The 23,085-nt window shown below is 71.7% G+C and carries 21 protein-coding genes; 12 read left to right on the forward strand and 9 right to left on the reverse strand.

The annotated features are described in order from the left end of the window. Positions 1-10 precede the first annotated feature (10 nt). Together ACSDR0_RS01375 and ACSDR0_RS01380 are read right to left on the reverse strand one after the other, a co-directional pair. A complete protein-coding gene (locus ACSDR0_RS01375; RefSeq protein WP_435286837.1) occupies positions 11-2,296 on the reverse strand; it encodes a TOMM precursor leader peptide-binding protein in 2,286 nt (761 codons plus the stop codon). Next, positions 2,293-2,565, reverse strand: a complete 273-nt coding sequence (locus ACSDR0_RS01380; RefSeq protein ID WP_435286838.1) for a hypothetical protein — start codon at positions 2,563-2,565, stop codon at positions 2,293-2,295. The genes ACSDR0_RS01375 and ACSDR0_RS01380 overlap by 4 nt, the downstream gene beginning before the upstream one ends. Before the next feature lie 421 nt (positions 2,566-2,986). On the opposite strand from ACSDR0_RS01380, the gene ACSDR0_RS01385 reads away from it, so the two are divergent. Continuing rightward, positions 2,987-3,862: a LysR substrate-binding domain-containing protein gene (locus ACSDR0_RS01385; RefSeq protein WP_435286839.1), complete on the forward strand. Its 876-nt coding sequence runs from the start codon at positions 2,987-2,989 to the stop codon at positions 3,860-3,862. A 239-nt stretch (positions 3,863-4,101) separates the two neighbouring features. Here the strand turns inward: ACSDR0_RS01385 and ACSDR0_RS01390 are convergent, their stop codons facing one another. Genes ACSDR0_RS01390 through ACSDR0_RS01415 form a run of 6 tightly spaced genes read right to left on the reverse strand, consistent with a single transcriptional unit; the run spans position 4,102 to position 10,924 of the window. Next, positions 4,102-5,349, reverse strand: coding sequence for a sulfate adenylyltransferase subunit 1 (locus tag ACSDR0_RS01390; protein ID WP_435286840.1), 1,248 nt, complete (start codon positions 5,347-5,349; stop codon positions 4,102-4,104). Further along, entirely contained in the window at positions 5,349-6,281 is a 933-nt protein-coding gene (gene cysD / locus ACSDR0_RS01395; RefSeq protein WP_435286841.1) for a sulfate adenylyltransferase subunit CysD, read from the reverse strand. Before cysD ends, ACSDR0_RS01390 begins: the two co-directional genes overlap by 1 nt. Then, entirely contained in the window at positions 6,278-8,170 is a 1,893-nt protein-coding gene (locus ACSDR0_RS01400) for a M20/M25/M40 family metallo-hydrolase (protein WP_435286842.1), read from the reverse strand. The genes cysD and ACSDR0_RS01400 overlap by 4 nt, the downstream gene beginning before the upstream one ends. A 29-nt stretch (positions 8,171-8,199) precedes the next feature. After that, positions 8,200-8,970, reverse strand: a complete 771-nt coding sequence (locus tag ACSDR0_RS01405) for an SDR family NAD(P)-dependent oxidoreductase (RefSeq protein ID WP_435286843.1) — start codon at positions 8,968-8,970, stop codon at positions 8,200-8,202. Between the two features lie 24 nt (positions 8,971-8,994). Next, a complete protein-coding gene (locus ACSDR0_RS01410; RefSeq protein WP_435286844.1) occupies positions 8,995-9,915 on the reverse strand; it encodes a sulfotransferase in 921 nt (306 codons plus the stop codon). After that, entirely contained in the window at positions 9,908-10,924 is a 1,017-nt protein-coding gene (locus ACSDR0_RS01415; RefSeq protein ID WP_435286845.1) for a family 3 encapsulin nanocompartment shell protein, read from the reverse strand. Before ACSDR0_RS01415 ends, ACSDR0_RS01410 begins: the two co-directional genes overlap by 8 nt. A gap of 302 nt (positions 10,925-11,226) precedes the next feature. Here ACSDR0_RS01415 and ACSDR0_RS01420 point away from each other — a divergent pair, with 302 nt between their 5' ends. The 7 genes from ACSDR0_RS01420 to ACSDR0_RS01450 are packed head-to-tail and all read left to right on the forward strand — an operon-like array spanning position 11,227 to position 17,930. Continuing rightward, positions 11,227-11,409, forward strand: a complete 183-nt coding sequence (locus tag ACSDR0_RS01420; RefSeq protein ID WP_435286846.1) for a lysine biosynthesis protein LysW — start codon at positions 11,227-11,229, stop codon at positions 11,407-11,409. 16 nt (positions 11,410-11,425) lie between these two features. Next, the gene (locus ACSDR0_RS01425; protein ID WP_435286847.1) at positions 11,426-12,289 is read left to right on the forward strand and encodes a RimK family alpha-L-glutamate ligase; all 864 of its coding nucleotides are present in this window, start codon (positions 11,426-11,428) and stop codon (positions 12,287-12,289) included. Next, the gene (gene argC / locus ACSDR0_RS01430; protein ID WP_435286848.1) at positions 12,286-13,311 is read left to right on the forward strand and encodes an N-acetyl-gamma-glutamyl-phosphate reductase; all 1,026 of its coding nucleotides are present in this window, start codon (positions 12,286-12,288) and stop codon (positions 13,309-13,311) included. Before ACSDR0_RS01425 ends, argC begins: the two co-directional genes overlap by 4 nt. Positions 13,312-13,331: 20 nt before the next feature. After that, on the forward strand, positions 13,332-14,195 hold the full coding sequence (locus tag ACSDR0_RS01435) for a transketolase (protein ID WP_435286849.1): 864 nt from the start codon (positions 13,332-13,334) through the stop codon (positions 14,193-14,195). Beyond that, positions 14,195-15,157, forward strand: coding sequence for a transketolase family protein (locus ACSDR0_RS01440; RefSeq protein ID WP_435286850.1), 963 nt, complete (start codon positions 14,195-14,197; stop codon positions 15,155-15,157). Before ACSDR0_RS01435 ends, ACSDR0_RS01440 begins: the two co-directional genes overlap by 1 nt. Continuing rightward, positions 15,154-16,776, forward strand: coding sequence for an AMP-binding protein (locus ACSDR0_RS01445; protein ID WP_435286851.1), 1,623 nt, complete (start codon positions 15,154-15,156; stop codon positions 16,774-16,776). The genes ACSDR0_RS01440 and ACSDR0_RS01445 overlap by 4 nt, the downstream gene beginning before the upstream one ends. Before the next feature lie 8 nt (positions 16,777-16,784). Continuing rightward, on the forward strand, positions 16,785-17,930 hold the full coding sequence (locus tag ACSDR0_RS01450; RefSeq protein WP_435286852.1) for an acyl-CoA dehydrogenase family protein: 1,146 nt from the start codon (positions 16,785-16,787) through the stop codon (positions 17,928-17,930). Between the two features lie 41 nt (positions 17,931-17,971). Here the strand turns inward: ACSDR0_RS01450 and ACSDR0_RS01455 are convergent, their stop codons facing one another. Continuing rightward, positions 17,972-18,523, reverse strand: a complete 552-nt coding sequence (locus tag ACSDR0_RS01455; RefSeq protein ID WP_435286853.1) for a CGNR zinc finger domain-containing protein — start codon at positions 18,521-18,523, stop codon at positions 17,972-17,974. Between the two features lie 263 nt (positions 18,524-18,786). Here ACSDR0_RS01455 and ACSDR0_RS01460 point away from each other — a divergent pair, with 263 nt between their 5' ends. Genes ACSDR0_RS01460 through ACSDR0_RS01475 form a run of 4 tightly spaced genes read left to right on the forward strand, consistent with a single transcriptional unit; the run spans position 18,787 to position 23,071 of the window. Then, a complete protein-coding gene (locus ACSDR0_RS01460; RefSeq protein WP_435286854.1) occupies positions 18,787-20,367 on the forward strand; it encodes an aldehyde dehydrogenase family protein in 1,581 nt (526 codons plus the stop codon). A 5-nt stretch (positions 20,368-20,372) separates the two neighbouring features. Then, complete coding sequence (locus tag ACSDR0_RS01465) at positions 20,373-20,876, forward strand: type II toxin-antitoxin system RatA family toxin (RefSeq protein WP_435286855.1); 504 nt, start codon at positions 20,373-20,375, stop codon at positions 20,874-20,876. Continuing rightward, positions 20,863-21,885: a ketoacyl-ACP synthase III family protein gene (locus ACSDR0_RS01470; protein WP_435286856.1), complete on the forward strand. Its 1,023-nt coding sequence runs from the start codon at positions 20,863-20,865 to the stop codon at positions 21,883-21,885. Before ACSDR0_RS01465 ends, ACSDR0_RS01470 begins: the two co-directional genes overlap by 14 nt. A gap of 25 nt (positions 21,886-21,910) precedes the next feature. After that, positions 21,911-23,071 (forward strand): 3-deoxy-7-phosphoheptulonate synthase, encoded by a 1,161-nt coding sequence (locus ACSDR0_RS01475; protein ID WP_435286857.1) that lies wholly within the window; start codon positions 21,911-21,913, stop codon positions 23,069-23,071. Positions 23,072-23,085: the final 14 nt, after the last annotated feature.

A 23,085-nucleotide genomic window follows, 5' to 3' on the forward strand; every position in this document is an offset into this window, starting at 1 on the left:
GAGGGAATGGCTACATGAACAGGGGAACCGGGTTGAGGTCCTCGTACGCCGTCGCCCTGTCAAGACGCCCGAGAAGAACGGGAACGTCGTACAACCGCCCAGGTCCGAACCTCGCCCAGAAATGCCGCAGGCCGGGAACGACGACCTTGACGACCGGCATGCCGATGTCGGGACGCGTCTGGTCGAGGACGAGGACGTCCAGGCCCGTCCGCCCGGCCAGCGTGACGGCGTGCTCGACGTCCTCCCGCAGATCGGCGCGAGGGGTGTAGGCGTAGCCGCCCAGGGCCCGCGGGTCCCGGGTCTCGTCGGGGCGGAGATAGACCTGGTTCTCCGTGGTCGCCGTGAGCCACCAGTCCCGGATGTGGCGGTCGGTCCGGCCGTACCCCGTCCCGTCGGCGCGTGCCCCGGCGACGGCCGGGAGCAGCTGCCCGAGTTCGGTCAGCGCGCGGCGCGCGGCGATCCGGGGGTCGAAGTGGGCCCCGAACCCGAGCATGATGTCCTCGGCCGGCTTGTCGACGCGCCGCGAGATCGCCACCATGACGGGAATGCCCAGGTCTGAGGTGACGTCGAGGACCCAGAACTCCCGGCCGATCTCCTCGTAGCGCGACCGGAGGTCGGCGATCCACGGGTCGCCGAACGAGCCGAGGTCCACGGCGGGCTGGCGCGTGCGGTTGTACCACCAGATGGCCACCGCGTCGCGCTCCACCAGCTCGAGGAAGCCCTGAACGATCGCGTCCTCGACGCTGGAGCCCGCGGCGTTCCCGTTCGAGGTCGCGCGCACCGACGGGTGGCCGCCCCTGCTGAAGTAGAGCATGTCGGTGGGCAGCAGACGCTGCCGCTTCGCGGTGAGCGACCACATCGGCGTCCAGTCGACGACCTCCTCCTCGTCGAACGGCTCCGGGACGTGCTGGAAGGCCGTGCTCGCCGCGTTCCAGCGGCGGCGGTCCTCGAACTGGCGCCGGTGGAAGTGCTGGCACTCGTCGGGACGCACGGCCCGTTCGCCCAGGCCGCGGAGGCTGTCGCGCACCGTCGGCTCGTCCCCGTGCCGCGATCCGCAGTATCTCTCCACCGCCTCGCAGAGCGCACCCACCCTGGCCTCCAGGTCGGTGCTTCCCTTGCCGCCGCTCTGCCCGCGCAGACCGGCCCTCATCGCGGAGAGGCTGTCGTCGGTGAGGGCGAGATTCGGCCCGGAAAGATAGCAGTGCAGGAAGGAGGGGCTCCTCGGGTCGCGCCGGATCGCGTCCGTGATCCCGGTGAGGGGATCGGCCAGGTGGCGGTAGCGTTCCCACACCAGCTCGGAGTCCAGCGCCCGATGCCCGTTGCCGCCCACGGCCGCCTTGGGCCTGGACGCGATGACGACCGGCTTCCCGACGCGTTCCGTGACCAGGCCGGTGTCCCCGCAGGTGGGGCACTGCGGGCGCCTCTCCACGCGGTGGTGCAGGCCCTCCAGCGAGAGGGTGTCCAGCGTCCACACGGTGTCCCGGTGCTCGTCGCCCGATCCGGCCAGCCACTTGGCCGCCTGCAGGGCCGCGAGCTGCGCCCCGAGGGCGCGGGTGATGGGCAGCGACGCGTCGGGCGGGCTGACGGCGCCCGTCTCCGACACGCTCCGCAGCCGCGCCTCCCCGCGCCGGTGCCCGCGCAACCGCGTGGTCATGCAGGACCAGCAGGGGCCCTTCCCCGGCTGGAAGGTCGGGCCGACCCACAGGTCGGCGCCGGTCGGCTTGGCCAGCAGCCAGGACCTCCCGTCCGCCAGCCGCCGCTCGTTGAACCGCTCGAGCTCCGGGTCGAGGTAGTCGTCGCAGAGCACGAGGGACAGAGCCGCGGGCCGGTCCCCGTCCTCCTCGACGATGACGGTGACGCCCATCGACCGCAGCGCCTCGGCCACCGGCCTCGTGTCGGCGCGCCCCAGGGCCAGCAGCCCCACGGACGACTCCGCCAGCCCTGACGCGGCCCGATCCACGTCCACCCGCCCGAGGTCCCAGTACGCCTCGGCCGCCGCGTCGGCCCTGGCCTCCGGGGAACGGCGGGTTCCGACGAGGTTCGCCTCCGCCAGCCTGCCGAGGAGCCGCCCGAGCTGCACGGCCGAGATCCCGGGCGCCACCCGTTCCCGCACCTCGGCCAGGCTGTGGCTGCCGTCCAGCAGCGGCGCGAGCGCCTGGATCTGCTCACCGGACAGGGCGACCGTCCCCCGGGCCGAGGTGAGATAGACCGCCTCGCCGGGAACCGTCACCGCCCGCAGGTGGGACTTGAATCCGATCAGCGGTGAGCCGGCCCCGCTCTCGATGGGATCGCTCATCCGCAGTAGGTCCATGCGGCCACGACGGGAGCGGGATGGTCGAGGTCCTCGATGACGAGGTCCTCAAGAACCGCGCACTCCACGGGCCCCGTACGCGACCCCGGCGCCTCCTCACGGCCGTGGACGCCGGACCCCGCGAGCGCGGCGACGGGGTCGCCGTCGCGTCCGCCGGTGGGCTCGGCCCCGGCCCAGGTCGTCATGGGCGACTCGGCGAGGCGCCGGTCTCGTTCCTTCACCTGGTCGGTCGGGAAAACGTTCAACGTCGCCATCGCGGTCTCCTCATCCGGACGAGTTCGAATAGGTAAATTCTGCGCCCGGACCGCCGGTGAGAATAGTTTTCGCGTCATCAAGCGAGTGTGAAAGTTTCACATCGCACTCGTGGCCCTGTGTGTAGGAGCTCCCGGCACTTCGGGTCTACGCTGACCGCATCCGGACCAGAAGACTGGAGGAGATCATGGACCAGAAGCAGATCCGCCGACCGCAGAGAAAGCTCATCCGGGTCCCTCGGCAGAAAAAGAAGCGCGCGACCGACTCCCGCCACGCCCTCGACACCCGCACTCCCAGCGGAGCCTATCTGCCTTACTAGGGCACCGCCACGAATATCCAGAAAAAGCCAATAACCTCTTGATCCAAGAGCCGCCAGAAGCAGCTGGATCGACACTTTCCTACTAGGTCAGCTTAAGAGGAAGAATGTACCACGACCTGCAAATAAATCGGCTGAGAGCATTGGTCACCGTAGTCGATGTCGGCGGTTTCCGGAGGGCCGCGGAGGCCCTGCACATAACGCAGCCCGCCATAAGCCAGCAAATTCGCCAGCTCAGCGGTCTCGTCAAGGGCCCCATATTCACCTCAACGGGCCGGAAACTACAGCTCAGCCCGCAGGGCGAGGAACTCCTCGGGTACGCCCGCCGTCTCGTGACCCTCAACGACGAGGCGGTGGGCCGTTTCATCCCCCCTCCGGGGAACCTGCGGCTGTCCATCGGAATCGTCAACCAGCTCGCGGAGGCGCTTCCCGAGATCCTGCGGCTGCTCACCAGGGGCATGCCGCACGCCCAGGTCAGCGTCCAGACGGGGCTGAGCGAATCCCTGGAGAGCCGGGTGAACACCGGCCAGCTGGACCTGGCGCTGCTCCTGCAGACGAAACCCCACCCGGCCGGCGCCACGAACCAGGAGCTCGGCCACATGCGCATGGACTGGTTCGGGCGCCCGGCCCACGGAGAGGGCGCCGCGCTCCCGCTGACGCTCTTCACCGAGCCGTGCACGCTGCGCGGCCGCATCGTGGACACGCTCGACCGGTCGGACGTCCCGTGGCGTGTCGGCTACGAGGGCGCCGAGCTCGTCGGGCTGCGCGCGGCCGCCAAGGCCGGCCTGGGCGTGGCGTGCCTCGTCGCCAACGGCGACGAGCTCTGGGGCCTGCCCAAGGCGGCCAGCCTCACCCTCCCCTCCCCGCCCGGCCCCCTGCCGGTGACCATGGCCCTCTCCACCGGCGCCGCGACCTCGGGGTACGTCCCGATCGCGCGCAAGGCCTTCCAGCAGTCACTGCGCGGTTATCCCTTCGCCGGCTGAACCGGCCGATCCGGCCGATCCAGCTGCCCTGGCTGCCCCGTTGCCTCGGCTGCCCCGTTGCCTCGGCTGCCCCGTTGCCTCGGCCGAACCGGCCGAGCCGGTCGCCCCCGTCGCCCCCGTCGCCCCCGTCGAGCCGTTCGCCCCGTCCCCGAGGGTTCCCCACCGGGTGACTCCCCCTGAAGATGCCGGGAGAATCACCCCGACGGCGCCGGGTGACCTCACCCCGCAGCCGGGTGACCTCACCCCGCAGGCGTCTCCTCGACGATTCCCGCAGCGCGGGTGGTCCCGTCCGCCGGGTCGATCAGCAGGCAGGAACCGGTCATGCGCGACCGCGCGTAGGGGTCGACCGCGAGAGGGTCGGTGGTGCGCAGCACGACACTCGCGATCTCGTTGACGGCGAGGCTGTCCGCCTCCGGGGCGCAGGTCAGCTCCCCCAGGGCGGTGGAGGGCGCGATGCCCTCGACGACCGCCTGGACCGTCCTGGTGGTGTGCTTGACCAGCACCCGTTCCCCGACGCGCAGGGCGCGCTCGTGGAGGTGGCACGTGGTCGCGCGGAGCTCCCAGGTGAGAGCGGGCTCCGCGTCCTCCGGCACGATGAGGGAGCCCCTCGAGACGTCGATGTCGTCGGAGAGGCGTACGGCGACCGACTGCGGCGCCCACGCCGCGGTGACCGGCTCGCCGAGCACGTCGATGGCCGCCACCGTCGACGTCCGCCCGCCGGGGAGCACCGTGACGCGCTCGCCGACGCGCAGGACGCCGCCGGAGATCTGGCCGGCGTAGGCACGGTGGCCGTCCGCGCGGATGACGTACTGGACGGGAAGCCGCGCGGGCCCCTGGGAGGGGTCGACGCCCACGGGCACCGTCTCCAGGAGCTCCAGGATGGTGGGGCCGGTGTGCCAGTCCATGTTCGGCGAGGGGGTGACGATGTTGTCGCCGGTGAGGGCGGAGATCGGGATCGCGGTCACCTCGCCGATCCCGAGGCCGGACGCGTGCTCGGTGAACTCCTCGGCGATCGCCGCGAACACCCCCTCGTCCCAGTCGACGAGATCCATCTTGTTCACGGCCAGCACGACGTGGGGGACCCGGAGGAGCCCGGCGACGGCGGCGTGCCGCCTGGTCTGCGAGACGACGCCGTTGCGGGCGTCGACGACGATGAGCACGAGCTCGGCGGTGGAGGCGCCGGTGACCATGTTGCGGGTGTACTGCACGTGGCCGGGCGTGTCGGCGAGGATGAAGCGCCTGCGCGCGGTGGCGAAGTAGCGGTACGCGACGTCGATCGTGATTCCCTGCTCGCGCTCGGCGCGCAGGCCGTCCGTGAGCAGCGCGAGGTCGGCGGTCTCCCGTCCCTGGTTCCGCGAGGCCGTCTCCACGGCCTCCAGCTGGTCGGCGAGGATCGATTTCGAGTCGTACAGCAGCCGGCCGACGAGGGTGGACTTCCCGTCGTCCACGGATCCGGCGGTGGCGAAGCGGAGCAGTGTGGTGGTCATCAGAAGTATCCCTCCCGTTTGCGGTCCTCCATGGCGGCCTCGCTCAGCTTGTCGTCGGCGCGGGTGGCCCCTCGCTCGGTCAGCCTGGAGGAGCAGATCTCCTCGATGACCTCCTCCAGGGTCGCGGCTCCGGAGTCGACGGCGCCGGTGCACGACATGTCGCCGACCGTGCGGTACCGCACGAGACGCCGTTCCAGGGGCTCGTCCTTCCCCGGGCCGCCCCACTCGCCGGGGGCGAGCCACATGCCCCGGCGCGAGAAGACCTCGCGCTCGTGCGCGAAGTAGATCGGCGGAAGCTCGATGCCCTCCCTGAGGATGTACTGCCACACGTCCAGCTCGGTCCAGTTCGACAGCGGGAAGACGCGGACGTGCTCGCCGGGCGAGTGGCGGCCGTTGTAGAGGTTCCACAGCTCCGGTCGCTGCCGCCGCGGGTCCCAGCCGCCGAAGTCGTCGCGCAGGGAGAACACCCGCTCCTTGGCGCGGGCCTTCTCCTCGTCCCGCCGCCCGCCGCCGAAGACCGCGTCGAAGCCGTTGGTCTCGATGGCGTCGAGCAGCGGCACCGTCTGCAGCGGGTTGCGCGAGCCGTCGGGCCGCTCGGCCAGCTCTCCCCGGTCGATGTAGTCCTGGACCGAGGCGACCTCAAGCCGCAGGTCGTGCTCGGCGACGACGCGGTCCCGGTAGCCGATGACCTCGGGGAAGTTGTGGCCGGTGTCGACGTGCAGCAGGGGGAAGGGCACCGGCGCGGGGGCGAACGCCTTGCGCGCCAGGTGGAGCATGACGATGGAGTCCTTGCCCCCGGAGAAGAGGATCACCGGCCGGTCGAACTCCCCGGCCGTCTCCCTGAGGATGTGGGCGGCCTCCGCCTCCAGCGCGTCCAGGTGGGACAGCTGGTAGGCGTGGCCGGCGGTCTCGTCGACGGTGATCGTTGTCATCGCGGTGTCCTCTCTCCTGCGACAGCCTCGGCGGCGCCCTGCGCCACCCAGTTCGCGACCGCCCTGAACAGCACGGTCCTGGCCCGCCTGAACTCCTCGGCGTCGAGGTGCTCGTCCGGCGTGTGGTCGAGCGCGGAGTCACCCGCGCCGTAGGCGACCATGGGCACTCCCCGCCAGGTGGTGGCGAGGGTGTTCATGTCGCTGCTCCCCTTCTTCGCGAGGAACCTCGGGGCCACCCCCTCCTCCCTGAAGGCGCGCGAGAACGCCTTCACGAGCGGGCTGGTACGGGAGGTGATCACTCCGGGCGTGGCGCGGAGCACCTCCACGACGACCGGCCCGGCGACCCGGCGGACGAGCTCGACGAGGTGTTCCAGGTCCAGGGTGGGGGGAACCCGCACGTCGACGACGGTCTCGCCCACCTGGACGTCCCCGCCGTTCATCGCGTGGATGCCGAGCACGGCCACCAGCGCCTGGGAGTCGGCCGCGCCGATCTCGTCGCGGAGTCTGCTCAGGACGTCCACCAACTGGTCGGCGGCGGTGGTGACCCCCTGCCCCGCGGTGTGGCCGACGCCGTGGCTGACGCGCAGCCGTACCTTGAGCAGACCGTAGTAGCCGATGGTCAGGGCCTTCTCGCCGCTGGGCTCGCCTACGATCACCGCGTCCGCCGGGTAGCGGTCCCTGGCGTGGAATGCCCCCGCCGAGGTGACCTCCTCCTCGACCGCGCCGATGACGCGCACCTGCGCCCAGTCCGGCACGTCCATGTCCGCGAGGGTCTCCAGGTAGGCGACGAGGCTGGCCTTGGCGTCGACGCAGCCCCTGCCGGTGATCGTCAGCCCGTCCCAGCGCACCGGCCACCGGTGCGGCACGGTGTCGAGGTGCCCGAGCATGAGCAGCCGCCGGTCTCCGTAGCCGCGCGTGGCCACGAGGTTGCCGGCCTCGTCGATCTCCGCGTGGACACCGCGCTCCGCGCACCAGTCCATCAGGTACTCGGCGAGCTCCCGCTCGTCGGCCGACACCGAGGAGATCTCCACGGCCCGGGAGAGAAGCGACAGGTCCGGCGCGGGTGCCGGGGCGCGCCAGAAGCGCGTTCCCGACGCGGGCGACAGGACGTGCGGCCCGGTTATCGCAACGTCGGCGCTCCCGTCGAGGGCGATCTCCGCCGCGCGTACCTTCTGCCGCATCCGGCCCCGCGCGAACCGCTCCCCCTCGCCGCGTACGACGTCGGTCAGGCGGCTCGCGGGGTCCTCCGGCTCGGCGAGCAGGCCCGGCGTGCCGGTGACGAGGCGCAGGTGGTCGGCGGCGAGGGCGTTGGCCAGCTCGGCGGCGAGGACGTCGGCGTCGACGTTGAGCGCGGAACCGCCCGCGCCGTCGGCGACGGGCGGCGAGAGGCACACCACGTCGAACGCGTCGAGCAGCGCCCCAAGGCGGTCCGCGGCGACTCCGGTCACGGTGCCCGCCCGGTGGTCGCGGACCACCGTCGTCCTGCCGTCCTTCACCGCCCGCAGCGGCCGGTTGGCCTGGGCGCTCACCAGCGCCCCGTCCCGCGCGACCGCGGTGAAGACGGTCAGGCCGCGCGAGGTGAGCGCGTCGCGCACGCGCGGCAGCGTCACCCGCTCGTACGCGTCCACGATGTGCGGCATCTCCTCCGGAGGGCAGTAGCGCACCTCGCTGTCGCCCCGCAGGCTCAGCGTCCGGACGGGACGGCCGATGCCGGCGTAGTGCCGCGTGATGCCGGCCGCGCCGCCCGCGACGAGGAGCACGCGGGCGCCACGGCGGCGCAGCAGGGCCAGCTCGTCGAAGAGCGCGTCATGGCCGAGACTCGCGCTCCCTATCTTGACTACGTAGAGTGCCGCCTTTCGCGTGCTGGCGACGTGTCCGAGTACGGACATCTTTCGCTCCTCCTCAGCTTCCCGGCCCTTCAGCCGATGCCGCGGGTGTTGCCTCCGTCGGCCACGAAAACCGTGCCCGTGACGTACGAGGCCTGATCGCTGGCGAGCATGGCGGCCAGCGCGCCGAAATCGGCCACGTCCCCGATCCTGCCGAGAGGGATCCGCTCGGCGACGCGGGCGATCTCCGTCTCCACGTCCGCGCCGAACTGCTCGTCGAGGATGGGGGTGCGGTGGAACCCCGGGGCGAGGATGTTGATCGTGACCCCGCTCGCGCCGAGCGCGTGCACCAGCCCCTTCATGTAGCCGAGCAGGCCCAGCCGGGCCACCGACGACAGGCCGCTCTCCGGGTGGGGCTGGCGCACCGACTCCGAGGCGATCATCAGCATGCGGCCCCAGCCGCCCTCCTTGAGGAAGGGCAGCGCCGCGAGGGTGACGCTCACGTGCGGCAGGAGGTTCCCGTCGATGGCCGCGCGGTAGTCGGCGACCTGGAAACTGTCGACGGGCCCGAACGGCACCCCGCCGGAGTTGGTCACCACGATGTCCAGCCCGCCGAACGTGTGGGCGGTCCGCCGCACCCATTCCGCGGCGGCCCGCTCGTCGCGCAGGTCCACGGGGGTGCTGAGCACGTCGCCCGTTCCCATCGCGTTGACCTCGACGTGGGCCAGGGCCAGCTTGGCGGGATCGCGGCCACAGATCGAGACGTTCGCTCCCTCCGCCGCGAGGGTTTTGGCCACGGACAGCCCGAGCCCGCTGCTCGAAGCCGCCACCAGTGCCACGCGCCCTTTAAGCCGAAGGTCCATGAGATGGCTCCCTAACTCTCGTACCTACCTGGTCGGCAGGAGCGGATATCCGTAGCGGGTGAGCACCGGCAGGGCCGGCGCGGTCGCGGCGGCGATCTCCCGCGCGGACAGCGCGGTGCGCCAGCGCTCGTCGGAACGGATCACGGTGTCACCCTTGGACAGCCGGTCGGGGTTGCCGGTCACCGTGTGGTTCTCCCCGAGCGAGACCAGGCCGGTCCCGTCGACCGGCGGCTCTCCCGCCAGCCCGGCGAACCGCATGACCCGGCCGACGACCTCTCGCGGCCGGTCGCAGAGGTCCTCGTGCCTGACCCGCAGGTAACGGTCCGGGGCGACTCCTCCGACGAGTTCCGACGCGACGTTGAACGCGCTCCAGTACCCGCTGCTGCGGGCGGGGCTCATCGGGTCGATGTACTCCTTGGCGTTCTTGTAGGAGAACGCCGTCGCGCGGGGATCGCGCACCATGTGCAGCACCCGGACGTCCAGGTCCGTACGCCCCAGCAGCGCGGCCGCCTCGGCGGGATACTTCGAGCCGTCCACGATCAGGCGCTCGCCGCCGCTCGTGGCCAGCGTCCGGTAGACGGCGGCGGTGCGTTCGAGCGCCTCCACGACGCCGGGCACCGTCCTCGTCCTGCCCTGGGCCTCCGCGAGGCGGGTCCTGGTGTGGCGGGTCCGCAGCAGGAAGCGCTGCAGGATCGCCATCCGGCGCGCGGCGCCGGCCTGCGCGGTGCCGTCGGCGCCGAGAACCGAGGACCAGACGTCGCACCTGGTCAGGTCCCTGCCGCAGCCGCAGGTGGAGTTCGTGCCGGCGTTCAGCACGCCGTTGCGCCACAGGTAGTGCAGCTCCCCGGCGTGCAGGACGCCGGGGAGCTCGCCGAGGACGTTCCCGAGCAGGGTGCTGCCGCTCCGCATCCACCCGGTGATGTACAGGATCCGCGGGTCACCCATGGCGACCACCCCACGACAGCGTCATCAGGTGCTGCGGCAGGTGCACGGCCAGGCCGACGCGGGTGCTCGCCCTGACGAGGTCGGCGCCGTCGTTCCCGGCGCCGCGGCGCAGCGTGAGGGAGGAGGCGCCGGGCAGCAGCAGGGTGAACGCGGCGCGGAAGTCCCCCATGAGCAGGGTGTCCCTGGGGATCATGCGCGTCCTCGACACCGTGATCCCGGCGACGGCCAGCCTGCCGAGCATGCCCGTCCTGACCATCTCCCAGTAGACGGCGGGGTGGGCGACGATGCCGTCGCACGAGCCGCCGGTCTCCTCGACCTCGGCGGCGGCCTCCGTGGCCGCCTCCTCGAGGCCGAGCCCGGTCCGCCTGTGGCGGGTGCCGGGCAGCCGGAGCAGCCCGGTGATCGCGCCGTCGCCGGTGCCGTGCAGCAGCGCCTCGTTCTCCGCCACCGACAGCCGGACGAGCACGCGGTAGTCGACGTACGGGGCCAGCAGCGCGGGCTGCCCGAGGATCCCGTCGGGGAGCGGCACGGAGACGGTGAGGTCGGTGAGCCGCGCCCGCTCGATCCTCGGCGCGAAGGCCGCCTCGGGGGTGGCGGCGTAGGAGGTGCCCGCCTCGCTCAGTTGTCCCCGGGGAGGCTCGTGGACGTAGGGCGCCGGGTCGTCGGCCACGGGCGCCGTCTTCAGCAGGTGGCGCACCGGATAGCGGGGACGGGACGCGAAGAGCGGGAACGCCGCGGGCAGGTGCATGTCGAAGGGGACCACCAGGTCCCCCTGCTCACCGGCGCCCTCACCGGCCCGGTCGCGGGCCCGGTCACCGGTTCGGTCACCAGCTCGGTCGCCGGCCCGGCCACCGGTCCGACCACCGGTCCGGTCACCGGCTCCGCTCACGGCCGCCGCGAACTCCTCGCCCGGCGTGCGCCCGGCGGTTCCGAGGTCGGACTCAAGATCGGTTGGAGCCGGATGCGCACCGTTGCCGTTGACGGGCGGACTCTCTGCGATCCCTCGCATTACCCCTCCTTGTGGAGATGTCCCGGAGACGCCCTGGTCGGCGCTCCGGATGTTCGGGAGATGTTCCGAAGATGGTGACAAGCAGAAAAATAATGATTACTAGCGAGCTTAATCATCTAACGCACCTATTTTCGGCCCCTACCCAAGAAGCGATGCTTATGAGGTAATGGCTGGATAGTTATGAGATCACCCCTATAAGCAGCCCCACTCATTTCGAGTAAAAGCGCTTATTAGCTGTTTTACGGGTAATCGGGTTACGGTTCATAAGACTAATCACGCACAACAACGAACAGGGACGAGCTATGCAGAAGGTTATGAACAGCCCGGAGTGCCCTGAGTGCGCGGCCGAGGTGACGATCGACGGAGACGCCCGGGTGAGCGAGATCGTCGAGTGCCTGGACTGCCGTAGCGAGTTGGAGATCGCCTCCGTCCAGCCTCCGACGCTCACGCTGGCGCCGGACGTCGAAGAAGACTGGGGCGAGTGACGGAGGGAGCCGTGCCGTGGATTCCGTAGCACCTCACCTCGCCGTCCTCGCCTCACGAGTGCGGTTCGAGGAGAAGAACATCATGGCCGCGCTCGAAAGGCGCGGCGCCGGGTTCGAGCACCTGGATCCCAGGGCGCTGTTCGTCGCCGACGGCTCGGCCTGGAGTGGACCGAACCTCGTCCTCAATCGCGAAGTCGGGCACTTCCGCGCCCTGTACGCGGCGAGCGCCCTGGAGTCGGCGGGGGTGACGGTGCTGAACAGCGCCGCCGCCACACATCTCAGCGGCGACAAGTGGCACACGTCGGCGGCCCTGCAAAGCCGCGGGCTGCCGACGCCCAGGACCGCGCTGGCGATGACGTCCGACGCGGCGCTGGAGGCCCTGGAGGAGATCGGCTACCCGGCCGTGATCAAGCCGCTGGTCGGCTCCTGGGGCCGGCTGGTGACCAGGGTCACGGACCACGCCGTGGCGACCGCCGTGCTCGAACACGTCGCCGCCCTCCCCTCCCCCCAGTCACACGTGATCTACCTGCAGGAACAGGTGCCCAAGGCCGACCGCGACCTGCGCGTGCTCGTCGTGGGCGGCGAGGCGCTCGGCGCGACCTACCGCCGGGGCGAGGAGTGGCGCACCAACGTGGCGAGGGGCGCCGTGAGCGAGTACTGCCCGCTCGGCCCCGACCACGCCAAGCTCGCGGTCGCCGCCGCGGACGCGGTCGGCGCCGACATCGCGGGCGTCGACCTCATCGAGGACGTGGACGGGCGCCTGACCGTGCTCGAGGTCAACGACCGGGTGGAGTTCAGGGGCTTCCAGGAGGCCCACGGCTCCCGGGTCGACGTGGCGGACGCCATCGCGGCCCATCTCATCGCGAGAGGAGAGACATGACACGCGTCGCGGTCGTCGGGGCCGCCGGCTACATCGGCGGCGAGCTCCTGCGCATCCTGACCACCCATCCGGAGGTCGAACTGGCCGCCGCCACCTCACGGCGCCTGCAGGGCCGCCAGATCGACGGGGTCCACCCGAACCTGAGGGGAAGGACCCGGCTGGCCTTCTGCGCGGAGGACCGGCTCGACCACTACGACGTACTGTTCCTGGCGACGCCGCATCGGGAGACGATGCGCCGGATGCCGGAGTTCCTCGGCAGGGCCGGCACGATCATCGACCTGTCCGGGGACTTCCGGCTGCGGTCCGCCGACACCTACGAGGACTACTACGGGGTCCCGCACGAGGCCACCGCCCTTCTCGGCACCTTCGTGCCCGGCGTGCCGGAGTTCCACCGGGACCGCCTGCGGACGGCCGACCGGATCAGCGTCCCCGGCTGCATGGCGAACGCCGGGATCCTGGCGCTCACCCCGCTGGCCGAGGCCGGACTGATCGAGGACGAGGTGACGGTCGACGCCAGGACCGGTTCCAGCGGCGCCGGAGCGACCGCGGGCTCGGAGAACCTGCACGCCGAACGCAGTGGCGCGCTCAGGGTCTTCGCCCCGACGCGGCACCGGCACGAGGCGGAGATCTCCCAGGCGACCGGGCTCCCCGTCCGCATGACGGCGACCGGAGTGGAGGCCGTACGAGGAGTGCAGCTGCTGTGCAGGGCACGCCTCACCGACGGCGCCGGCGAGCGGGACATCCGCTCCGCCTACCGGAAGCGGTACGGGAACGAGCCTTTCGTCCGCGTGGTCGCCCAGCGGCGCGGCCTGCACCGGTTCCCCGACGCGAAGATCCTGTCCGGTTCCAACTTCTGCGACGTCGGCTTCGCCCTGGACCCGGAGTCGGCCGGCGTGACGGTGATCGCGGCCCTGGACAACCTGGTCAAGGGCGGTTCCGGGAACGCCGTGCAGTGCATGAACATCCGGCTCGGCCTGCCCGAGTCCCTCGGGCTCGACTTCACCGGCCTGCACCCGAACTGACCGAGGCGAAAGGAGTAAGCATGAGCAGCGCCTCCACCCTGCCGAGTGCGACCCCGGCGGGCGAAATGGCCGATCCGGCCGCGGTGACCGGCCGGATCAGGGAACACATCGTGAACATGTGCGCGAGTCCCGAGGGCGGGCACCTGGGGGGTTCCATGTCCCTCGTCGAGGTTCTCGCCACCCTGTACTTCAGGATCATGCGGGTCGATTCCCGCGATCCCGGTTCGCCCGACCGCGACATGCTGCTGCTGAGCAAGGGGCACGCGGGCATCGCCCTCTACGCGACCCTCTGCGAGGCCGGTTTCTTCCCCGAGGAGCGGCTCGCCGACTACGCGCTGCCGGGGAGCGCCTTCATGGCCCACCCCCATGCCGAGATCCCCGGCGTGGAGATGCCGTCCGGCTCCCTGGGCCACGGCCTGGCGCTGGGCGTCGGGGTCGCGCTCGCGGCCAGGCTCGGCGGCTCCGACCGCCGGTGCTTCGTGGTCATGGGCGACGGCGAGCTCCAGGAGGGCTCGGTCTGGGAGGCCGCGAACGTGGCCGCGAACCACGGGCTGGACAACCTGACCGCCGTGATCGACCGCAACCGTCTCCAGATCACCGGCGAGACGGAGTCCGTCGGCGACCTGGAGCCCCTTGCCGACCGGTGGCGGGCCTTCGGCTGGCACGTCCAGGAGGTGGACGGCCACGACGTCGCCGCGCTGACCGAGGCGCTCACCGCGCCGCCGGAGCCGGGACGCCCCACCCTGATCATCGCCCACACCGTCAAGGGCAAGGGACTGCCCTTCATCGAGGGGCAGGCACGCAGCCACTACGCCAGGCTGGGCGACCGGCAGCACCGCCGCGCGCTCTCCGTCCTGCGTGCCGCGCCGGAAGGGGAGCGGTGATGACCGCCACCACGCTCAAGCCGCGCTCGTCCCGTGAGGTCTACCGGGACGTGCTCGTGGAACTCATGCCGAAGGACGAGCGGCTGATCTGCCTGGACAGCGACACCGGCCTGTTCGGCGGGGTCGACTTCGGCGAGGCGGGTGACAGGTACGTCAACCTGGGCATCGCCGAGCACACCCTCATGGGTGCCGCCGCCGGGCTCGCCAAGGTGGGGCGCGTGCCCGTCGTGAACACGATGGCGGCGTTCGCCTCGACCCGGGCCCTGGAGGCCGTCAAGGTCGACATCGCGCTCAACAACCTGCCCGTCCGCATCGCCGCGACCCACTCCGGGGTGTCGGGCGGCCACCTCGGCCCCACCCACCACTCGCTGGAGGACCTGGCCGTCATGCGGAACCTGCCGAACATGACCGTCGTGGTCCCGGCCGACGCGGCCACCACCGACGAGCTGTTCCGCCAGGCCCTCACCCTGCCGGGCCCCGTCTACTTCCGGCTGGGCCGCAATGCCACCCCCGACCTTCCCGACGGCCCGCCCGTACGGCTCGGGGAGGCGCGGACCCTCAGGGAGGGCACCGACGTCACGCTCGCCGCCTGCGGCCCGTACCCGGTGCTGGCCGCCCTCGACGCCGCGGACCTGCTGGCGCGGGAGGGCATCGCGGCGTCCGTGATCCACGTGCACACGGTCAAGCCGCTGGACACGGCCACGCTCGCCACCGCGGCGAGCACGACCGGCGTCGTGGTCACGGTGGAGGAGCACTGGCGCGCCGGGGGCTTCGGGGCCGCCGTCGCCGAGAGCCTGTCGGAGATCCTGCCGGTCAGGGTGCACCGGGTGGCGATGCCGGACGCGTTCGTCCCGGTCTCCGGCGACCAGAGATATCTGCTGGAGCGGGGCGGCATCACGCCCCAGGCCGTCGCCGCGCGGGCCAGGACGGCCCTCGGCAGGCCGAGGAGGGACACCCGATGAAGGACGACTTCCGGCTCGCCGGCCAGTGGCGCGACGAGACCATCCTCGACGACCTGCGGCGTTCCGCCGCCAGCCACCCGGACAAGGCGGCGCTCGTCTGCCACCGGGACGGCGTCGCCGAGACGGTGACCTACAGCGAGCTCGCCCACCGCGTCGACCGCCTCGCGGCGAGCCTGGTGCGGCTGGGCGTGGAGCGCGGCGACGTGGTGACCCTGCAGTTACCCAACTCCTGGCAGCTCGTCGCGTCGATCCTCGCGTGCGCGCGGATCGGCGCCGTGGCGGGCCCGGTGGTACCGATCATGCGCAGGCGCGAGGTCGAGTTCATGACCCGGCTCACGGCCAGCCCCGTGTACATCGCGGCGGCCGAGTTCCGCGGCTTCTCGTACGCGGACATGAGCGCGGAGGTCGCCCGCGCCGTCCCCGGCCTGCGCCACCGGGTGCTGCTCGGCGGCGGCGGTGGCGGTGACGGTGGCGCGCTCGACTTCGACCGCGACCTCCTCGGCCCCGAGCCCTCCCCCGAGGAGGTCGCGGCCCTCGACGCCCTCGAGGCCGAACCCGACGACCCCGCCCAGATCGTGTTCACCTCCGGCACGACCGGTGAGCCCAAGGGCGTCGTCCACAGCCACAACACCCTGTACGCGATGAACAGGGCACAGGCCGACGTGCTGCACCTGACCATCAGGGAAGTGACGGCGATGGGGTCCCCCACGACCCACCAGGCCGGTTACACCTGGAACTTCCTCATGCCGCTCATCCTCGGCGCGACGGCCGTGCAGGTGGACGCGTGGGACCCGGCCGTGATGCTGCGCATCCTGGAGGAGTGGAAGGTCACGTTCTTCATGGGCGCGCCCACCTTCCTCTCCGACCTCATCGAGGCGCAGCGCGCGTCCCCGAGGGACCTGTCGGCGCTGCTGACGTTCGCCACGGGCAGCGCGCCGATCGCGCCGCTGCTGGTGGAGGACGCGCGGGAGGTGCTCGGCTGCCGGGTGTACGCCCTGTGGGGCATGAGCGAGAACGGCTGCGTGACGATCACCCGCCCCGAGGACCCGCCGATGCGCGCGGCCGAGAGCGACGGCACCCCCGTACCGGGGATGGAGGTCAGGATCGTCGGCCGCCGGGGCGAGCCGGTGGCCGCGGGACAATCCGGCCTGCTCCAGGTCCGCGGCGCCGCCCAGTGCCTCGGCTACTTCCGCCGTCCCGAGGTGTACGCGAAGTCGCTGACCGAGGACGGCTGGTTCGACACCGGGGACCTGGCCCGCGAGGACGGCTACGGCGGCATCCGCATCACCGGCCGGGTCAAGGACGTCATCATGCGGGGCGCGGAGAACATCCCCGTCGTGGAGGTGGAGGCGGCCCTGCTGCGGCACCACGCCGTCAAGGACGTGGCCGTCGTCGGCTACCCGGACCAGCGGCTGGGCGAGCGCGCCTGCGCGGTCCTCGTCACGGCGGACTCGCCGGAGGGCTCCCCGCTGACCCTCGACGACATGCGCGGCCACCTCGCCGGCCTCGGCATGGCCAAGCAGTACTGGCCCGAGCGGCTGGAGATCGTGCCGTCGCTGCCGAGGACCCCCTCCGGGAAGATCCAGAAATTCGCCTTGCGCGACCGGCTCCGGGCTTAGGAAAGGTCATGGACTTCGAATTCACCAGTGAGCAGCAGGCACTCGCCAAGAGGACGCGGGAGTTCGCGGCCGACAGGGTCGCCCCGTACCGCCGCGAGAGCGACGTGCGGCGCGGTTACCGTTCCGGGCTCCTCGCCGAGATGGGCGAGGAGGGACTGTTCGCGCTCCGGGTCCCCGAGGAGTACGGGGGGCGCGGGCTCGACGCGGTGAGCGCGGGCATCGTCCTTGAGGAGCTGGCGGCGGCGGACCTGTCGGTCTGCTACCCCGTGCTCAACGCCGCCCTCATCGGCGGCGTCCTGGCGGCGAACGGCACGCCGGAACAGCTGGCGGGCTGGCTGCCGCCGATCGCCACCGGCGAGGCGATCGTCGCGCTCTGCCTCACCGAGCCCGGCCACGGCACCGACGCCGCGGGCATCGAGATGAGCGCCGAGCCCGACGGCGACGGATGGGTGCTGAACGGCCAGAAGACGTCCATCATGATCGCCGCCTACGCCACGCACGGCCTGGTCTTCGCGCGCACCGGGGGGCCGGGGGCGCACGGCATCACCGCCTTCTACGTCCGGCTCGACGAGGCCAGGGTGAGCCGCGAGATCCTCTCCGACCTCGGCTGCCGGTCCGGCGGGCGCGGCGGGCTCGTCTTCGACGGCGTCCGCGTCGGCCCCGGGGACGTGGTCGGGCGGCCGGGCCTCGGCTTCGCCGCGGTCATGCGCGGGTTCGGCGTCTCGCGGGCGCTCATCTCGCTGATGGCACTCGGGGTCGGCAAGGCCGCGCTCGACGAGGCCGTCGCCCACGCGGGCGCCAGGGAGGCGTTCGGCCGGCCCATCGGCAGCTTCCAGGCGGTCGCCTTCCCCCTGGTCGAGCACGCGACCATGCTCCACGCGGCACGGCTGGTGTCGTACGAGGCGCTGTGGCGCGCCGACGGCGGCATGGACCCGCGGGTCCCCTCCAACATGGCCAAGTGGTGGGCGCCGAAGGCGGCGATGGAGGCCGTTCACCAGTCCCTGCTGACCATGGGCCACCTCGGCTGGTCGGAGGACGGGCCGATCGCGCAGCGGCTCAGGGATGTCATCGGGCTCCAGCTCGCGGACGGCACCGCGGCGGCCACCAAGCTCGTCGTCGCGCGCAAGCTCCTCGGCCGGGAGAACGCGCCGTGATCTCCGGCGACGCCCGTACCGGCTGAGACGGCCCGGCCGTCTCAGCCGGTCTCGCCGTGAATCCGCTTCGTCTCGCGGTAGGTGCGCATCTTGGCCCGCGTCCCGCACACCGCCATCGAACACCACCGGCTGCCCCGGTTGCGCGACCGGTCGTAGAAGATCCACTCGCATCGGTGCTCGCCGCACGCCTTGAGGCGCTGCCAGGAGCCGTCGGCGACGGCACCGGCGACCGAGGCCAGCACACTGGCCAGGGCCCCGCGCACGTCGGTGAGCGCGGGCCGCAGGCCGAGACCTCCGTCCTTCCCGTCGAATCCCACGACGAGCGGGCAGTCACGCGCGATGTGCTCGACCGTGCGGCGAGCCTGCGGGTCGGGGGGCCCGCCGTTGTTCTCCCGCAGGAGCGCGCGCAGCGCCTCCCTCAGGATCACGGCGTCGCGGCGATCCAGCTCGCCGGGCTCCACCCGCGGGCCGTCGAGGCCGTTGCGGCCCAGCCAGGTGGCGAGGCCCTCCACGGTGGCGAAGTGGTCAGGACCGAACTCCACATTGACGCTGTTGACGAACGCCTGCACCAGCGCGAGCGGACCCGGTGCCACAACTCTGTCTCCCGGTTGTCGCTTCACCCTGACAATTTTACTACCGAACGAGCTTTGCCGGTAGTGCGGCACCGGTGATTTAACCGCGCTTCCCCGCACCGGTTTCCCCCTCTTTCCGCGTGCTATCCGCCGTGTCCGGCGTTCGCATCCCGAGAAGGAGGTCTTATCACACCCCCGTTGCCCCGCCCTTGTTACCGGCTTAGCGTAATTGCTGGTAACCGAAAAATGCCGGCCACGAGATCCGGAGTGCGAAGGGAGACGACGTGACGACCAGGGTCTATCCCGCCTACATCGGCGGCAAGGACATCACCGGTGACAGCGGGGAGTACGTCCACACGGTCACCACACGGGCCGTCCTGCAGGACACCTTTCCCCACCTGAGGCTCAAGCGCGACCTTGACCTGGGCGTCGTCGACATCGAATCGGCCGGGGACGTCGTCGCCGGGGCGTGTGCCGTCGCCGACGAGGACATGGTGGAGCTGGCCCTCGAATCGGCGGCCCGCGCCGCCCCCCAGTGGGCCCGCTTCCCGCTCGCCACCCGGATGGAGATCGGGTACCGCATCGCGGAGCGCCTCGCCGAGCACCGTGACGAGCTGGTCGAGATCCTGGTCGCCGAGGGGCAGCCCCGCTCCCTCGCCGAAGGCATGGTCGACGGGATCCCCCTCACCGGCTGGAGCCGGGAGACGCTCGAATGGTGCGCCGGGCAGATGGAGTTCCGCCGGCACGACGGCGACCGCGAGATGATCCTGCGGCGCGTCCCCGACGGGGTGGTCTGCGTCAACCCGCCGCAGAACGCCGCGGTCGCCAACGCGCTGTTCGGCGTCACCGCCCTCCTGGCCGGCAACGCCGTGGTGGTGCGGGCGCCGCGCGGTATCCCGCTCGCGGTCATGTACACCATGCGGGAGATCGTGGCGCCGGTGCTCGAAGAGGCGGGCGCGCCCCCCGGCACGCTCAACGCGCTCTGCGGGCCCCCCATGCTCGACACCTGGCTGGCCAGCGAGCACGTCGACGCCGTCGTCTACATCGGGGGCAGCAAGAAGGGGCTGGCGCTGGAGCGCGACTGCGTCGCGGCCGGCAAGAAGCCCATCCTGGAGCTCGCCGGCAACGACTGCTTCGTGGTCTGGCGCGACGCCGACCTGGACGTCGCGGTGGAGAGCCTCACGCAGTTCTTCACGCAGTCGGGCCAGATCTGCAACGTGCCCAACCAGGTGGTCGCCCATCCCGCGATCGCCGACGAGCTCATCGAGCGGCTGACCGTGGCCGTGCAGAAGATCCAGCCCGGATACCCCGAGGAGCGCGGCGTCGTGCTCACCCCGGTCCTGATGGTCGACGCGTTCCACGCCTGCGTCGCCCAGGCGCTCGGCAAGGGCGCGAGGCTCGTCCACGGCGGCCGCCGCCTGGAGGTGGACGGCTCCCCGTCGGAGACCGGGTTCTTCCTCGAACCGGCGATCCTGCGGGTCGACGGGCTCCGCGGCTCCAGGTCCCTGTGGGTGGTCCGCGACGAGACGTTCTTCCCCCTCCTGCCGGTCATCATCCCCGAGACCGGCGGGACGGACGGCGAGCTGCTGGAGGAGGTCATCGGGTTCGTGAACGGCAACGCCTACGGCCTGCGCAACTCCTTCTGGGCGGCCGACGCCTCGGTGATCGACCGGTTCGCCGAGGGGGTCACCGGCTGCGGCCAGCTCAAGATCAACGATTCGCACGCCGGCTTCCTGCCGTTCCTTCCCACCCACGGCGGGACCGGCCTGACCGGCGGCGCCTTCGGGGAGGCGAACTATCTCATGCTGCGCGCCTCGCACCTGCAGGGCGTCAGCATCGTCCACCCGGCGACCGACACGGAGTAAATATCATGACATCCCGTACTTTCAAGGCCACGGTGTGGTGCTCCGCCGAGGACCTGATCGAGCAGCTCGGCGACGACCGGGCCTTCCCGTCGTGCGCCCCGGACATCCTCTCCGTCGAGGACATCGGCGGCGGGCTCCGCCAGTGGGTCCTCGCCTTCCGCGGCGGCACGGCCGAGTGGGTCCAGCACAGCCGCGACCTGGTCGGCGCGCAGCCGTACCGGATCGAGTTCGAGCAGGTCACCGGCGACTTCCGGGACTTCAGAGGCTCCTGGACGACCGAGGACCTCTCCGAGGGCTGCGAGGTCACCTTCGAGGTCGACTACTCCACGAGCGTCCCGCACCTGGCGGGCGCGATCGACACGGCTATCGGACGGGTGCTGCTCCGCTGCGTCCAGCGGATCCTCGACGGGATCTGCGGGCCGATCCACGTCACCGCGGGCGGCGAGCACCTGTGGGACGTCCCCGAGGCCTCCGGCACGGAAAGGACCCTCAGCCATGCGATTCGATGACATCTGGATCTCCGGTACGGGCGGCGCGCTCGGCGACCTGGTGCCGATAGGCCGCGCCGTCGAGGACGGCTCGTACTCGGCCGACGTCGCCGAGAGCACCGGAATGGTCTCCGTCTCCCAGTCCTCGGAGGCTCCCCCCGAGATGGCCGTGACCGCGGGAGGCCAGGCGCTCAAGGAGGCCGCCGCCCACGGGACGGAGATCGGCCCCGACACCCTCTACCTGCACAGCCACAGCCACTTCCAGGGCGTCGACATGTGGCCCGCCGCCTGCTGGATCGGCGGGGAGCTGCTGGGCACCCGGATGGCCGGGATGCCGATGACCGTCTCGGCGGCGTCGAACGGCTCCCTGGCCTGCCTGGAGATCGCGGCGAGCATGCTGTCGGGGCGCCCCGAGCTCCCCTCCGCCCTCATCACGGTCGCGGACCGGTTCGCCCCTCCCACCGACCGCTGGTACCTCTCCCCCGGCATGGTCTTCGGCGACGGTGCCGCGTCGGCGGTGGTCACCCGCGGCGGTGGCCGGCTGAGGCTCCTGTCCTGCGTCTCGGAGACCGACGCGGCCCTCGAAGGCCTCTCGCGCGGCGACGAACCGTTCCGTACGGCTCCCGAGGCGCGGCCCGACATGAGGCGCAGGACCAGGGAGTTCCTGGCCCGCGGCGAGCTGTCGCTGCGCGACGTCCGCGGCAGGTCGGCGGACAGGACCGCGAGCGTCGTCTCCCGGGCGCTGTCCGACGCGGGCCTGTCCATGGACGGGATCGACTGGCTCGTCACGCCCTTCGTCGGGCGGGCCCTGTTCAAGGAGAGCTTCGTACGGCCGCTGGACGCCGTTCCCGGCAACACCCTGGCCGAGTTCGGGTTGACGATCGGGCACCTCGGCCCCGCCGACCAGCTCTACGGCCTGGACCACCTGCTGAAGGAGGAACTTCTGGAACCGGGAGCCCGGGTGCTCCTCATCGGCACCGGCATGGGATTCACATTCTCCGCGGCGGTTCTCGCGGCGGAGAACGCCTGACCACTCCACCGGAAGGAACCCCGCAATGACCGCCACCCAGACTCCCGGCGCGCTGCCCTCTCCCTCCCTCGACTTCCGCGTCACCCCGGTCGACCGGCTTCTCACGCCCGCGGCGCTGCGCGAGGAGATCCCGATGTCGCCCGCCGCCGGGCAAACCGTCCTCGGCGGCCGGTACGGGGTCACCCAGGTGCTGAGCGGCGAGGACGACCGGCTCGTCGTGGTCGCCGGCCCGTGCTCCATCCACGACCCCCGCGCCGCCCTGACCTACGCCGAGCGGCTGTCCGACCTCGCGCGGCAGGTGTCCGGCTCTCTCGAGGTCGTCATGCGGGTCTACATGGAGAAACCCCGGACCCGCCTCGGCTGGAAGGGGCTCATCAGCGATCCCCACCTCGACGGCTCGCACGACCTCAACAGCGGGCTGCGCCTGGCGAGAAGCCTGATGGTGGACATCCTGGAGACCGGCCTGCCGATCGGCTGCGAGTTCCTCGACCCGCTGACCCCCCGCTACTTCTCCGACGCCGTGTCCTGGGGATCGATCGGTGCCCGCACCGTTCAGAGCCAGGTGCACCGGCAGCTCACCAGCGGGCTCAGCATGCCCGTCGGCATCAAGAACGCGACGAGCGGCCACGTGGAGGACGCGGTCGACGCCATCGTCGCGGCCTCGAAGGGGCACGTGTTCCCGGGCATCAACGACGAGGGCGTCGCCTCCGTCGTCGCCACCAGCGGGAACCCCGAGTGCCACGTCGTCCTGCGCGGCGGCAGCACGGCCCCGAACTACGGCCCCTCCGACGTGGCGGGCGCCCTGGAACTGCTCGGGAACGCGGGACTGCCGCGACGCCTCTTCATCGACGCCAGCCACGGCAACAGCGGCAAGGACCACGAGCGGCAGCCCCACGTCGCCGCGGACATCGCGCGGCGGATCGCCGGCGGGGAGACCGGCATCGCCGGGATCATGCTGGAGAGCTTCCTCACGGGCGGCCGGCAGGACCTGGTCCTGGGACGGACGGAGCGCCTCGCGTACGGGCAGAGCGTGACCGACGCCTGCGTGGACTGGGAGCAGACCACCCGGACGGTCGAGGAGCTCGCCGAGGCCGTCGAGGCCGGGCGTTCCCTCCGGGCCGGTGCCGAGAGCACCCCCGCGCCGGCCGAGGCCGACCTCCCCTCCCCGCTGCCGGCCCTCGCCTGAGAGCCCCTGACCAC

Origin of the sequence: Streptosporangium sp. G11, from assembly GCF_051192615.1 — a bacterium.
Taxonomy (GTDB): domain Bacteria; phylum Actinomycetota; class Actinomycetes; order Streptosporangiales; family Streptosporangiaceae; genus Streptosporangium.

What these genes read in the sequence shown, in the direction of transcription:
- ACSDR0_RS01375 (WP_435286837.1), bottom strand. Translation starts at nt 2,296, where the DNA reads ATGAGCGATCCCATCGAGAGCGGGGCCGGCTCACCGCTGATCGGATTC.
- ACSDR0_RS01380 (WP_435286838.1), bottom strand. Translation starts at nt 2,565, where the DNA reads ATGGCGACGTTGAACGTTTTCCCGACCGACCAGGTGAAGGAACGAGAC.
- ACSDR0_RS01385 (WP_435286839.1), top strand. Translation starts at nt 2,987, where the DNA reads ATGTACCACGACCTGCAAATAAATCGGCTGAGAGCATTGGTCACCGTA.
- ACSDR0_RS01390 (WP_435286840.1), bottom strand. Translation starts at nt 5,349, where the DNA reads ATGACCACCACACTGCTCCGCTTCGCCACCGCCGGATCCGTGGACGAC.
- cysD (WP_435286841.1), bottom strand. Translation starts at nt 6,281, where the DNA reads ATGACAACGATCACCGTCGACGAGACCGCCGGCCACGCCTACCAGCTG.
- ACSDR0_RS01400 (WP_435286842.1), bottom strand. Translation starts at nt 8,170, where the DNA reads ATGTCCGTACTCGGACACGTCGCCAGCACGCGAAAGGCGGCACTCTAC.
- ACSDR0_RS01405 (WP_435286843.1), bottom strand. Translation starts at nt 8,970, where the DNA reads ATGGACCTTCGGCTTAAAGGGCGCGTGGCACTGGTGGCGGCTTCGAGC.
- ACSDR0_RS01410 (WP_435286844.1), bottom strand. Translation starts at nt 9,915, where the DNA reads ATGGGTGACCCGCGGATCCTGTACATCACCGGGTGGATGCGGAGCGGC.
- ACSDR0_RS01415 (WP_435286845.1), bottom strand. Translation starts at nt 10,924, where the DNA reads ATGCGAGGGATCGCAGAGAGTCCGCCCGTCAACGGCAACGGTGCGCAT.
- ACSDR0_RS01420 (WP_435286846.1), top strand. Translation starts at nt 11,227, where the DNA reads ATGCAGAAGGTTATGAACAGCCCGGAGTGCCCTGAGTGCGCGGCCGAG.
- argC (WP_435286848.1), top strand. Translation starts at nt 12,286, where the DNA reads ATGACACGCGTCGCGGTCGTCGGGGCCGCCGGCTACATCGGCGGCGAG.
- ACSDR0_RS01435 (WP_435286849.1), top strand. Translation starts at nt 13,332, where the DNA reads ATGAGCAGCGCCTCCACCCTGCCGAGTGCGACCCCGGCGGGCGAAATG.
- ACSDR0_RS01440 (WP_435286850.1), top strand. Translation starts at nt 14,195, where the DNA reads ATGACCGCCACCACGCTCAAGCCGCGCTCGTCCCGTGAGGTCTACCGG.
- ACSDR0_RS01445 (WP_435286851.1), top strand. Translation starts at nt 15,154, where the DNA reads ATGAAGGACGACTTCCGGCTCGCCGGCCAGTGGCGCGACGAGACCATC.
- ACSDR0_RS01450 (WP_435286852.1), top strand. Translation starts at nt 16,785, where the DNA reads ATGGACTTCGAATTCACCAGTGAGCAGCAGGCACTCGCCAAGAGGACG.
- ACSDR0_RS01465 (WP_435286855.1), top strand. Translation starts at nt 20,373, where the DNA reads ATGACATCCCGTACTTTCAAGGCCACGGTGTGGTGCTCCGCCGAGGAC.
- ACSDR0_RS01470 (WP_435286856.1), top strand. Translation starts at nt 20,863, where the DNA reads ATGCGATTCGATGACATCTGGATCTCCGGTACGGGCGGCGCGCTCGGC.
- ACSDR0_RS01475 (WP_435286857.1), top strand. Translation starts at nt 21,911, where the DNA reads ATGACCGCCACCCAGACTCCCGGCGCGCTGCCCTCTCCCTCCCTCGAC.